The following is a 12,855-nucleotide window of genomic DNA, read 5'->3' as shown; positions in this document are numbered from 1 at the left end:
TTCAAATACCTTTCGGGCCGCTTTTGCGGCCCTTCGTTTTTATATCTACCGCTTTCGTAGCCTTGGCACTGCCCTTGCAATCCTAAGCTTATCTACACCTAAAAACGTCAAAAGTCAGTCATGGATAAACTTCTTTATATCGCCGCAAGCGGAGCCAAGCAAGACCTGCTGGCCACTGGTGTGCGCGCCAATAATCTGGCTAATGCACAAACTACCGGTTTCAAAGCCCAGCTGGAACAGGCCAGAAGTATGCCGGCTTACGGCGAAGGTTTGCCGACCCGGGTTTTTGCGATGACCGAAAGTCCGTCAAACAACTACGAAGGCGGCGCAATGGTGCAAACCGGCCGCGATCTTGATGTGGCGGTTCAGGGTAAAGGCTGGTTTGCCATGCAAGATGCCAACGGGCAGCAAGCCATGTCCCGCGATGGTAGTTTTCAGATGGGAGCTGACGGAGTTTTGACAGACATGCACGGAAACGTCGTGTTAGGTGATAACGGTCCTATTTATCTGCCGGTGCCGCTGGATAATCTCAACATCGCCTCTGATGGCACTATTTCTGTTCGTCCGGTAGGTGCACCCGAAAACGTTTCACAGGAAGTGGGCCGCCTGAAGTTAGTCAACCCACAGCTTGATAGCATTGAACGCGGCCAGGATGGGCTGTTTAGAACCAAAGACGGCAGTGTGCCGTTTGCCGATGCAACGGTACAGGTGCGATCGGGCATGGTAGAAGGCTCAAATGTTAACGCGGTAGACGAGATGGTCAGCATGATCAGTTTGCAGCGTCATTACGAAATGCAGGTCAAACTGATGAAGCAAGCTGATGAGCTGGCTGGCCGCGGCAATATGCTGCTAAGAATTCTTTAAATTTTTTGTAACCAGCCTCTTAAAACCCGGCTGAGGAGTATGTTATGCATCCAGCGTTATGGATTAGTAAAACCGGTTTAGACGCAGCCCAGACCGATGTGGCCGTGGTTTCTAACAACCTGGCAAACGCCTCGACCGTAGGCTTTAAGAAAGATCGCGCCGTATTTGAAGACTTGTTGTATCAAAACATCAATCAACCAGGAGGACGATCCTCGGCCGATACCGAACGCCCTTCGGGATTGATGCTAGGTGCCGGTTCAAAGGTGGTGGCCACCCAAAAAGCGCATACCCAGGGCAACTTGTTAACCACTGAAAATTCCTTAGATATGTCGATTCAGGGCAAAGGTTATTTTGAAATTCTTCAGCCAGATGGCTCGATTGCCTATACCCGAAATGGTCAGTTTGCGTTAAACGATCAGGGGCAAATTGTGACCTCTGGCGCAGGCTATTTACTGCAGCCTGAGATAACTGTGCCCGAAGATGCGCAGCAAATATCCATTTCTCAAGATGGTGAAGTGTCGGTGACGACGCGTGGACAGGCTGAAAACCAGGTATTAGGCCAAATTAACATTTCTGACTTTATTAACCCCACGGGGTTACAGCCTACGGGCCAGAATCTGTTTGTAGAAACCGCTTCCAGTGGGGCACCAATTCAAGGAATTCCTGGGTTACAGGGGTTAGGTAGTTTGTCGCAAGGCACGTTAGAAACCTCTAACGTTAATGTTACCGAAGAGTTGGTTAATTTAATTGAAAGCCAGCGCCTGTATGAAATGAACTCCAAAGTAATTTCATCGGTTGACCAAATGCTTGGTCAGGTTATTCAGCAGCTATAACGGAACATGATCATGCGTAGTCTTGCAATTATTTCTATGGCGGTGTGGTTGGCTGGGTGTAACAGCACACCCGAGCCACCGGTTCAGGCGAACGATCCGTCGTTTGCGCCGGTGGTTCCCGATATTCCTCGCGAACATATTGCTGAAGATGGCGCACTGTTTCGCCCGCATATGGCAAATAGTCTGTACTCAGATGTCACAGCCCGTCGGGTGGGCGATATTATTACGGTATCGCTGGAAGAAAATACCGCGGCGACTAAGTCGGCCGGAACTACCACTTCTAAAGATGCCGGTGTAAATGTTCAGCCCATAACCGGGCTGGGCGGGCAGGCAATTAATATCGGCGGTGAGTCTATTCAGTTGGGTGTGGGCGCAAGCAGCGATTTTTCAGGTGATGCCCAGGCCAATCAGCGAAACAGCCTCAGTGGCGCTATTTCGGTTACTGTGGTTGACGTACTGCCCAATCAAAACCTGGTTATCCGTGGCGAAAAATGGCTCACGCTTAACCAGGGCGATGAATACATTCGGCTGACCGGCATTATTCGGCCGGCCGATATTAGCCCGGAAAATGAAATTACCTCGACAAAAGTAGCGAATGCGCGCATTCAATACAGCGGCACGGGGAGTTTTGCTCGCGCCCAGGAAAAAGGCTGGCTAACCCAGTTTTTTACCTCCTCTTTATGGCCGTTTTAAGGAATCATCATGAAGATTTTTTGCCAATGGGTAGTGCTGTGTACAGTAGTATTTAGTAGTCACCTGCAGGCCCAACGCATAAAAGATGTTGCCGATATTCAAGGCGTTCGGTCAAATCAGCTCATAGGCTATGGTCTGGTCGTGGGTTTACCAGGTACCGGTGAGCAAAGTCCGTTTACCGAGCAAAGTTTTCGCACCATGCTGACCAATTTTGGTATTAGCCTGGATCCAAATACCAAACCTAAAATTAAAAATGTGGCGGCAGTGGCGGTTCATGCAGAATTACCCCCTTTTACCAAGCCCGGCCAGACCATTGACATCACGGTGTCTTCGGTAGGCGAGGCCAGCAGCTTACAGGGCGGCACCTTATTGCAAACCTTTTTAAAAGGGGTCGACGGTAAAGTGTATGCGGTAGCGCAGGGGAGTTTGGTAGTCAGCGGTTTTGGCGCGCAAGGCCAGGACGGCTCAAGAATTGTTATCAATACGCCTACCGTAGGCCGTATTCCAAATGGTGCATTGGTCGAACAGTCAGTGCCTTCTGGTTTTGCTAATGGGGATACCTTAACGCTTAATTTGCATTACCCCGATTTTTCTACTGCCAAGCGACTGGCAGACACCATCAACGAACGGCTTGGCGCACAGCCTGAAAAGGGCTATAGCATAGCCACCCCGCTAGATGCAGCATCGGTACGGGTTACAGCGCCGCGCGATATTGGCCAGCGGGTGGGCTTTTTAGCCGCTGTTGAAAATTTTGAATTTGAACCCGGTCAGGCCCCGGCACGGGTGGTAATAAATAGCCGAACCGGCACTATCGTTATTGGCCAGGATGTTCGACTGCTGCCTGCTGCTATCACCCATGGCGGGCTTACGGTGACTATTTCTGAAAACCAGCAGGTAACGCAGCCCAATGCGTTAGGGCAGGGTGAAACCGTGGTCACTACGCAGTCTATCGTTGATGTTGATTTGGCCGACAGTCGTATGTTCAAGTTTGAACCTGGCGTTACCTTAGACCAACTGGTCAGAGCGGTAAACGAGGTGGGCGCAGCCCCGGGCGATTTAATGGCCATTCTTGAGGCACTTCGTCAGGCTGGCGCCTTACGTGGTGAGCTGGTGGTGATCTAATGGACAGTTTACCTACCCGTAGTCAGCTGGATATGGCGCGCAACGCAAATGATTTAAGCAGTTTAAATTCTTTGCGCGAAGCTATTGCCAACGGCCAGGACAAAGAGGCACTTCAGGAAACTGCGCAGCAATTCGAGTCAATCTTTGTGCAAATGATGCTCAAATCAATGCGTAAGGCCCAGGATGCACTTTCTGATGAAAACAGCCCGTTTAATTCGCAGCAGGTTAAGTTTTATCGTGATATGCATGATCAACAACTGGCGGTAGATTTGACCTCTAATGGCGGCATGGGCTTAGCCGATATTATTGTTAAGCAGCTTGGCCAGAACAACCCTGACTACACCCCAGCCAGTGCAATACGAAGCGACGGTAATTTGTCATCGTTAAGTTTACAGATGAATCAGCAACAGCCTGCGCGCCCTGAACAGGCTGTGGCATTTGAAGGCACTGCTTTTAATGAAATAGTTGGTGAAAGTACAGCGACTAAAGGTCCGGCTTTTAAATCTGCGGCTTCTGAAGCCTTGTCTTCTGGAATTCCAGCCTATGGCACTATGGCTTCTGAAATCAAAGCCTCTGACATTGTAACGGCAAAGCCTGCCGCCTTTAAAGCGCCCATTGTGTCAGACAAAGAAGCCTTTGTAGCCGCGCTGTATCCGCATGCAAAGCAAGCGGCTGAAAAAATTGGTGCTGACCCCAAAGCAATTATTGCTCAGGCAGCGGTAGAGACAGGCTGGGGCCAGCAGGTAATTCACGGTACCGATGGGGCTCCGTCATACAATTTGTTTGGTATTAAAGCCAACAATCAGTGGCAGGGTAAGCAAGCAGTGGTTGATACCCTGGAGTTTTCTGAAGGGGTGGCTGCACGCCAAAAAGCCAGCTTCAGGGCTTATGACTCTATTGCTGAGTCGATGAATGACTATGTCGACTTTATTAAATCAGGGGCGCGCTATGAGCAGGCAGTACAAAATAGCCATGATGCCAAAATTTATTACCAGTCTTTACAACAAGCTGGTTATGCCACCGATCCCGCGTACGCAGACAAATTAATGAGTGTCTATCAAGGCAATACGCTGGCCAGTTTTAACCCATAATGTGTGAAGGAATAAGTTAATTATGCGACCTGTAGATTTATTCTCAATTGCCAGTAGCGGGGTTAATGCAAGCAACCAGCTTTTGCAGACCACCAGTAACAATATTGCCAATGTAAATACCGACGGTTATGTGCGTGAGCGTACCGAGTTCAGCAATACGTTGCTGGCCGGGGTAGGTCAAAGCACGACCGAACGGGTCGTTGATGTCTTTGCACAAAACCAGCTGCGCCGCGATATTACTGCGGTGGGTGAAATGCAGGCATACAGTCAAAAATCGGGCATTATTGATAACCTGCTGGCCAGTGAAGCCAATTCTATCGCGAATGGTCTTAGTCAGTTTTTTGGCTCAGTACAAACAGCCGCTGATGATCCTACTAATCTGGCCTCACGGGCAGCAGTACTGGGCGAAGCCGAAGGGTTAGTGCGACGTATGAGTACGGTTTCACAATATATGGAGTCTATTGAAGAAGACCTGAATCTCGAATTTACCTCGCAAATTAAAGAAGCCAACAGTCTGATACAAAATATCGGCGAACTTAACCGCACCATATTGCTAAATCGCGGTAATCCGCAGGGCGCACCTAATGGTTTATTGAACGAGCGCGACAAAGCCATTAACCAATTAGCCGAGCTGGTGTCAGTAGAAGTGCGTACTAACGACAATGGCAGTAAGGCTGTGAACTTAAGTACCGGCGAATCATTGGTACTTGAAAATGGCGGTTTTAATTTATTTGAATTATCAGGCGGTCCTGACACTGACACCAAACAACTGCAACTGGCATTTAATGTTGCTAACGACAAACCTCAGGCTTCGGTACGTATTACTGAAGAGCAGTTAGGCGGGGCCCTGGGCGGATTGTTTCGTTTCAGAGATGAAGTATTGGGCTCTGCTCAGCGCGACATCGGTCAAATGGCGGTGGCTATGGCTGACGCTATGAACACTCAAAATAAGTTGGGCATGGATTTAGACATGCAACTGGGCGGCAATATATTTTCGTTGCCAGAATTTACCGCATTGCCTTATCCGTCTGACGCAGCCACACCGCCAGCAGTAGATGCCCGCTTCACTGCTGGCAAAGGTACAGAGGTTACCGATGCTGACTACAAAATAGAAATAGAAACGGTCGACGCAGCGGGTAATCCAACATCAATTGCCGTAACCGCACTTAATGGCGATGGTTCTCCCAAAAATACAGATATTAACGGTAATCCGGTAAAACAAACCGGTATTAGCGTGACCGCAGGCGGCTTCACCCAATTGCCAGGCGGGGTTGAGGTCCAATTTGATAGCGGTGGCGGCTACGATTCTGCCAATGAGTTTTTACTGCAACCCACTAAAACGGTTGCCTCCGATTTGAGTCTGGCCACAAGCCGCCCGGAAGATTTGGCTTTTGCCGCACCGGTGCGCGTGAAGCCGGGTAATAATAACCTGGGTGAGGCCAGCGCTGCTCGAGTCACAGTGACCAATACACGGGTCGCAGAGTCTGCGTTTGACGGTAGCCAGGGGCTGGCGACACCGGCAGGCGCACCTGGCGCTGCGCCGGTAAAAGTGCAGTTTACGGCGCAAAATACGTTTGATGTATTAGACAGTGCCGGCAATACATTAACCAGCGTTACTGTTACCGACGGGGATTATGCGGGACTGCTAAGTCAGGCAGGGTATGCTTCTGACTACCCGGGTTACGACTTCAGTCTTTCTGGGCGGCCGGCCCCAGGCGATAGTTTTGAGTTGGTCTACAATACAAATGGTATTGATGATAATACCAACGCGATAAAAATGGCTGAGCTACAGCAAGCCGATTTGGTACAATTAAGTAATCAGTCTACCAACCCGAAACGCTCGCTACATGACTCGTTTTCAACGCTGGTGGGCCGTGTCGGTGAAAACTCAGCCAGCGCTGATGTTTCTTTGCAAGCGGCCGAAGCAATGAAAGAGCAATCTGAAAACTGGTTCGACTCGGTCTCAGGTGTGAGTCTGGACGAAGAAGCCGCCAATTTGGTGCGTTTTCAGCAATCTTACGCTGCTGCGGCGCGTATTCTCAGTACTGCCCAAGAGTTGTTTAACACTATTTTATCAGCCGCCAGGTAATTGTTTATGCGTATTTCGACCAGTCAGCTTTATGATCAAAACATTCGCGCGATAATGGAAAATCAGCGTGAAATGACCCAAACCCAGGAAGCGTTGTCTACGGGCAAGCGTATTAACCGTCCGTCGGATGATCCGGTGGGGGCGGCAAAAGTGGTGCGACTGACCGAAGAACTGGATAATCTAAACCAGTACCAGCGTAACAATGATTTGTTAAAAAATAATCTGGAACAACAAGAAGCTGTGCTTACCGGCATCAACGATTCAGTGACTCGTGCGCGCACGTTAATTATTCAGGCCGGGTCAGGGGCAATGTCGGCCACCGATCAGCGGGCTATAGGTACTGAAATTGCGCAAATTCGTGATGAAGTTATTGCGCTGATGAATGCTCAGAATGCGAACGGCGACTACATTTTTGCCGGCTATCAGTCGCAAACTCCGGCATTTAGTTTAAATGAAGCCAGTAGCGGCCAAAATGTCATTTTTAATGGAGACAGTGGCGAAAATCAGGTCAAGTTGTCTGATGGGGTCAGCGTAAGAAGCACGGTGAGTGGTCAGGATTTGTTTGCTGATGTTCAAGGACGCCGTACCTTTGCCATTACGGGCAATAGCCCGGGTACTACAGTTAATTCTGCCACCATCGAACAACAATCAGCGTTTGATGCTTTCAGTAAATCAAACTACGATGCAGTAACTCCGGCAAACAATAATTACGAGCTGGAAATTCTGGCTTCGGGTCAGGCACAGCTGACCAATACCGGTACCAATACGGTCGTAGAGACGGTAGATTTTGCTTCTGGTACCCCTTTTACCATAAAAGGCATGAGCTTTAATTTAAACGCAGTTACTGGTGACACCGTGTCGTTTTCTCTTGATCAGCCCACCAAAACCAGCTTACCCGAGACCTTGCACGATCTATCTCAAATTCTGACACAAAGTATAGACGGGCAGAATATCGATGAGGCAATAAGCGATGCGCTTAACGGCCTCGACAACGGCCTTGAAAAAGTCGCATTAGAGCGTTCCTCTATTGGTGGCCGACTAAATATTGCTGAGTCGGTATATGAAACCAATCTTGATTTAGAACTTGCTGCCAAGGGGGCACGTTCAGCAATTCAAGATACCGACTACGCCGAAGCCTCTGCCGAATTTGCCAAACAAGAGACCGCATTAAATGCAGCTTTGGCGACGTTCCCTAAAGTAACTAATTTATCTTTGTTCAATTATATCTAGGGGTTATACCCGAAAGCATCGTCTGGCAGTACTAATTCAATTACAAAACGCTGATTTCTGGCGTGCTGCAATGATGTTATTCTGTACTGTCCATAAACATATTTAATCAAACAATATGTATAATTTTTAATACCCTTTCACTGGCTTTTTCTAGTTCCGTATCTATCCCCTGAATTTATATAACCTGTTGATTAAAAGGTTTTATTTCTACTTTCTGATATTTTTAGTGAAATAGAACTTATTTATCCTACCCGGCCATCCACTTTTTTCTTCTACTCTTTTTATTGCCAACACATCGATATAAAAGACATTTTTAAGTAATTCACAAAACAATTTTCAAATTTTCCTTTGCAAAAAAATGTATTAGAAATAATACCTTGCCTGTAGTGAGGCGGCAAAGTTGTGCCGGTTCGGCGGCAATTGTTTGTTTTTTTCCTAAAGGGAACGGTAAGCGGGTCGATAAGATTACTGAGAGAGCCAGTTAGTCAAATACCCCTCAGGTACTTGATGACTACTAATTTTAAATTATCCGGAATATAAACCCGGCCTGCCAGCTTTTGCTGGACTGAGAGTGTAGGAGAGACTTATGTCTATGTTCGTCAATACCAATGTATCCTCATTGAATGCCCAGCGTCAGCTGTCCAATGTAAGCAATTCATTAAATACTTCTTTTGAACGTCTATCTTCAGGTTTTCGAATCAACAGCGCCAAAGACGATGCTGCGGGTCTGCAAATATCTGACCGTATGACCTCGCAAATTGAAGGTCTGAATCAGGCAGTGCGTAACGCCAATGACGCGATTTCATTATCGCAAACGGCAGAAGGCGCGCTTGATGAAACCACTAATTCTTTACAACGTATTCGTCAGCTGGCAGTACAGTCGCAAAACGGTATTAATTCATCTGCAGACCGCGCCGCACTTCAAAAAGAAGTATCGGCCCTTAAAACAGAAATTACCCGTATTTCTACCGATACCCAGTTTGGTGGTACAGAATTATTAAACGGTAACTTTTCAGCTAAGTTTTTGATTGGTGCAAACGCAGGTCAAACTATCTCAGTTAACCTGGAAGCTAAGAACATTGATGGTCTTAATGGCTTCAGTGCAGGTGGCCTGGGTATTGATGGCGGTGTAGATACAGCAGCTAAAGCCTCTGCCATGCTAGGTAAAGTGGATAAAGCGATATCTGCCATTGGCGGCGCGCGTGCCGACCTGGGTGCGCTACAAAACCGCTTTCAGTCGACTATTCGTAACCTGAGCAACATCTCTGAAAACGTTTCTTCAGCTCGTTCACGTATTCGTGATACTGACTTTGCTACTGAAACAGCTAACCTAACCCGCAATCAGATTATTCAGCAGGCAAGTACCACCATATTGTCTCAGTCTAATCAGCGTCCACAGGCGGCATTGTCACTACTGGGTTAATCATGACCCCACAGCGTGGGAATGAGGCCAGGGGGTAGTGAACTTCGGTATCATCTTACGTTAACTCATATTTTTGTTTTAAGGCCGGAAAAATCCGGCCTTTTTCGTGTCTAAAAATCTCCCTAACCTTCTGAAATTAAATTGTTTTTCAAATTACTCAAAAAAACACTAAAGAAATTTCTATCCTATGACGATACATAAAACATAAGGCACTGGGAACAATAAAAAAAAGCCCGGGCCAAATAAGCTGAACAGGTAGCAATAATAATAAAAAAGCACCGCAGCACGCAGACTTAACAATAATAATAATGTCTGTAATTTTAAAATCGTTAGGAAAGATTGCACCATCGTCTGGCTAAACAAGAACGTGTGTATAACCGGGTAATGAGTGGCAAACCACCCAGCTGAGACACTATGGATATACGGTGTGTTAAGCCTCTGACAGAAGGTTTTTCAAATCTTCTGGCTGCTAACAACGCAGCGGGTTTACTGCAAAAGTAAATCTCACAACGCCTTTGGGCATTAACAGTACGAAGCTCAACATGCTGAATTTTATCGGCAGGGGATAGTCTGGCCTGAATAACGGGGTTGCTGACTGGCAGGAATGAAGCCAGGAGGTAGTGAGAGGTGAGGTCTGGAAACATCAGACCTGCAGTCAGCTTTCACCGGGTAGTGTGCCACGGTGTAAAACTCAGACCGGCAAGCCGGTAAGAGTGTCAGAAATTTAACTCTGACAAAGAGTACGAAGCACACAGTGTGCCAATAAGTTTGATAAATCGTAAGCGTAAATAAAAATAATAAAAGACGCTTTTTTTAATGAGTTAGGAGAGTCCCATGAGTTTATTTGTAAATACTAATGTTTCATCACTAAATGCCCAGCGTCAGTTATTTAACTCAGGCAATGACCTGTCTACGGCGTTCGAGCGTTTGTCATCAGGTTTTCGAATCAACAGCGCTAAAGACGATGCTGCTGGTCTGCAAATTTCTGACCGTATGACCTCGCAAATCATGGGTCTTGATCAGGCCGTAAGAAATGCCAACGATGGTATTTCATTAGCGCAAACCGCAGAAGGCGCACTGTCAGAGTCAACTACTGCATTGCAACGTATTCGTGTGCTAGCGGTTCAATCGCAAAACGGTATTAACTCATCATCCGATCGACTGGCGCTACAAAAAGAAGTGTCAGCGTTAAAAGCTGAGATTGGTCGAATTGCGAATACAACCCAGTTTGGTGGTGTTGATATATTAGCCGGTGGCTATTCTGCGAAATTTTTGATTGGCGCAAATGCCGGTCAAACTATCAGTGTGAATATGTCTCGTGCAAACGGTTTTAGCTTTCAGGGCTTAAATAATGGGGATAACACCCTTGATATAACCTCTGAAGCCGGCGCGTCGGCAGCGATGAAAGCCGTTGATGCAGCTATCTCGGTTATTGATGCAAAACGGGCAGACCTGGGTGCTATTCAAAACCGCTTCCAATCAACCATTCGTAACCTGAGCAACATTTCAGAAAATGTTTCTGCCGCTCGCTCTCGAATTCGCGATACTGATTTTGCAACAGAAACCGCAAGCTTAACGCGTAATCAGATTTTACAGCAGGCAAGCACCACCGTGCTGTCGCAGGCTAACCAGCGTCCGCAGGCTGCACTGTCACTATTAGGTGGTTAATAAGTTATTTAAGAATTGGGAAGGAGTTGAGAGGCCAGCCCGGTAAAGGTTGGCGGCCACCAGGGCCGCACCTTTAAATAAAACGCCGACTAACAGTACTGAGAGTGTAGAAGATGTGGTTGAGAGGCCAGTTATTTTCTACTAATTTTCCTGCCAGCCGACTTGAAACGCTTTTTGCTCTATCTCCTAACGTGAGCAGAAATTGGCCGGGGTGTCTTGCCCCGGCTTTTTTTATTCTTATCTTTATTTCTTTCACGCTTACCAAATGATTAGCAATCCTGATGCCAATTTTAGTGGCAGCGAATGCCGCATTGCCATTCAAACTTCCAGATGGGACAAAATTACCCCACCCTCCACATTATACAGCGCATTGCTGGCTCGGATAAATTTTATCAAAAGTAACAGAGACCCCAGTTGTTCGTTCTGGTGGATGTCAAATATCTGACAGCAATCTTGCCATAATTGCCGCTCAAGGCTTGTTGATGGTGAAATTCAGACAGCAAACCGGCGATAATTTGCCGCTCTCATTATTAATACAACGACATATACCTGCCCGCTTACACGTGATAACTCATATCCTATTAAACGAAGTCGTTTTATTCATAGGTAAGACTACGTCTAAAAGCGGCAGTGTTTTTACTTCTGCATTGCATGTTTCAGCTAAGTAATCGGACTTGATTCGATACCAGTAACCCGTATTGAACTACCTAAATAGTGCTACCTACAAAATTTTTAAACCTATTATGTTGTTTAAATACAAAGGTTTGTGTTTTCTTTCGAAAAAAATCCACAAATAAATTAAAGCTTCTAAAGCTTTGGCCGATAGCTTTAGTTGAGGGGTAATTTAACTGGTAGTTAGTGAAGTCATTCGCTGTGCCATTATGAGGTCGGTTTTTGGGAGTAGTGACCCGAAAATCAGATATTTAAAAGGATTGAATCCAGGCATATGAATGGCCGGGGTTCCCAGGAGGTAAATAATGTCTTTATATGTAAATACCAATGTGTCAGCGTTGAATGCACAGCGTCAATTGTCTGATGTAGGCTCTAAACTAAGTACGTCTTTTGAAAGATTGTCATCAGGCTTTCGAATTAACAGCGCTTCTGATGATGCAGCGGGTATGCAAATCTCAGATCGTCTGACTTCTCAGGTACAGGGCTTAAACCAGGCTGTGCGTAATGCCAACGATGCTATTTCTTTGGCGCAAACCTCTGAGGGAGCCTTGTCAGAGGTGACCACCGGCTTGCAACGTATTCGACAGCTTGCCATACAATCTCAAAATGGGGTTAACAGCAGTTCAGACCGTGCGGCCCTACAAAAAGAAGTGTCTGCGTTAAAAACAGAGATTACCCGAATTGCATCTGACACTCAGTTTGGTGGTGTAGATTTGCTGACGGGCAGTTTCTCTGCCAAATTTTTGGTGGGCTCTGAAGCTGGACAGACCATTGACGTTGCCATTAAAAACAGTGGTGGCTTTAGTGCTGGCGGGCTGGGTGTTAATACGGTAAATATCAGTACTGAATCAGGTGCCAGTACAGCTTTGACCAACATTGATGCGGCTATTTCTACGATTGGCGGTGCCCGTGCTGATTTAGGTGCATTGCAAAACCGCTTCCAGTCGACGATTCGTAACTTAAGCAATATTTCTGAGAATTTGTCGTCTGCGCGTTCACGTATTCGCGATACAGACTTTGCTTCCGAAACCGCCGAACTAACTCGTAATCAGATTGTTCAGCAGGCTTCAGTGTCGATATTGAGCCAGGCAAATCAGCGTCCGCAAACTGCGTTGTCTTTATTGGGCTAAGCAATACCCAATAGCAATAACAACCATAGCAGGCGTCTGA

The 12,855-nt window shown here is 46.8% G+C and carries 10 protein-coding genes; all 10 read left to right on the top strand.

Annotated features, from left to right (window positions below; genetic code table 11):
* The first annotated feature begins 120 nt into the window (after positions 1 to 120).
* The 10 genes from JK130_RS15165 (at position 121) to JK130_RS15120 (ending at position 12,815) form a co-directional block, all read left to right on the top strand.
* Positions 121 to 864, top strand: a complete 744-nt coding sequence (locus JK130_RS15165; RefSeq protein ID WP_218355179.1) for a flagellar basal body rod protein FlgF — start codon at positions 121 to 123, stop codon at positions 862 to 864.
* A 44-nt stretch (positions 865 to 908) separates the two neighbouring features.
* Entirely contained in the window at positions 909 to 1,697 is a 789-nt protein-coding gene (flgG, locus tag JK130_RS15160) for a flagellar basal-body rod protein FlgG (RefSeq protein ID WP_218355178.1), read from the top strand.
* 12 nt (positions 1,698 to 1,709) lie between these two features.
* The gene (gene flgH, locus JK130_RS15155; protein WP_218355177.1) at positions 1,710 to 2,390 is read left to right on the top strand and encodes a flagellar basal body L-ring protein FlgH; all 681 of its coding nucleotides are present in this window, start codon (positions 1,710 to 1,712) and stop codon (positions 2,388 to 2,390) included.
* 9 nt (positions 2,391 to 2,399) lie between these two features.
* Entirely contained in the window at positions 2,400 to 3,512 is a 1,113-nt protein-coding gene (locus JK130_RS15150; RefSeq protein WP_218355176.1) for a flagellar basal body P-ring protein FlgI, read from the top strand.
* The gene (gene flgJ, locus JK130_RS15145) at positions 3,512 to 4,603 is read left to right on the top strand and encodes a flagellar assembly peptidoglycan hydrolase FlgJ (RefSeq protein WP_218355175.1); all 1,092 of its coding nucleotides are present in this window, start codon (positions 3,512 to 3,514) and stop codon (positions 4,601 to 4,603) included. The genes JK130_RS15150 and flgJ overlap by 1 nt, the downstream gene beginning before the upstream one ends.
* Before the next feature lie 22 nt (positions 4,604 to 4,625).
* The gene (gene flgK / locus JK130_RS15140) at positions 4,626 to 6,692 is read left to right on the top strand and encodes a flagellar hook-associated protein FlgK (protein WP_218355174.1); all 2,067 of its coding nucleotides are present in this window, start codon (positions 4,626 to 4,628) and stop codon (positions 6,690 to 6,692) included.
* Between the two features lie 6 nt (positions 6,693 to 6,698).
* Positions 6,699 to 7,922, top strand: a complete 1,224-nt coding sequence (flgL, locus tag JK130_RS15135; RefSeq protein ID WP_218355173.1) for a flagellar hook-associated protein FlgL — start codon at positions 6,699 to 6,701, stop codon at positions 7,920 to 7,922.
* A 586-nt stretch (positions 7,923 to 8,508) separates the two neighbouring features.
* A complete protein-coding gene (locus JK130_RS15130; RefSeq protein ID WP_218355172.1) occupies positions 8,509 to 9,345 on the top strand; it encodes a flagellin N-terminal helical domain-containing protein in 837 nt (278 codons plus the stop codon).
* Positions 9,346 to 10,179: 834 nt separating this feature from the next.
* The gene (locus tag JK130_RS15125) at positions 10,180 to 11,013 is read left to right on the top strand and encodes a flagellin N-terminal helical domain-containing protein (protein ID WP_218355171.1); all 834 of its coding nucleotides are present in this window, start codon (positions 10,180 to 10,182) and stop codon (positions 11,011 to 11,013) included.
* 977 nt (positions 11,014 to 11,990) lie between these two features.
* Entirely contained in the window at positions 11,991 to 12,815 is an 825-nt protein-coding gene (locus tag JK130_RS15120; protein ID WP_218355170.1) for a flagellin N-terminal helical domain-containing protein, read from the top strand.
* Positions 12,816 to 12,855 lie beyond the last annotated feature (40 nt).

It is taken from the genome of Alteromonas lipotrueiana, from assembly GCF_019249245.1.
Lineage (GTDB): Bacteria > Pseudomonadota > Gammaproteobacteria > Enterobacterales > Alteromonadaceae > Alteromonas > Alteromonas lipotrueiana.
This window is presented reverse-complemented; position numbering and strand designations above follow the sequence as displayed.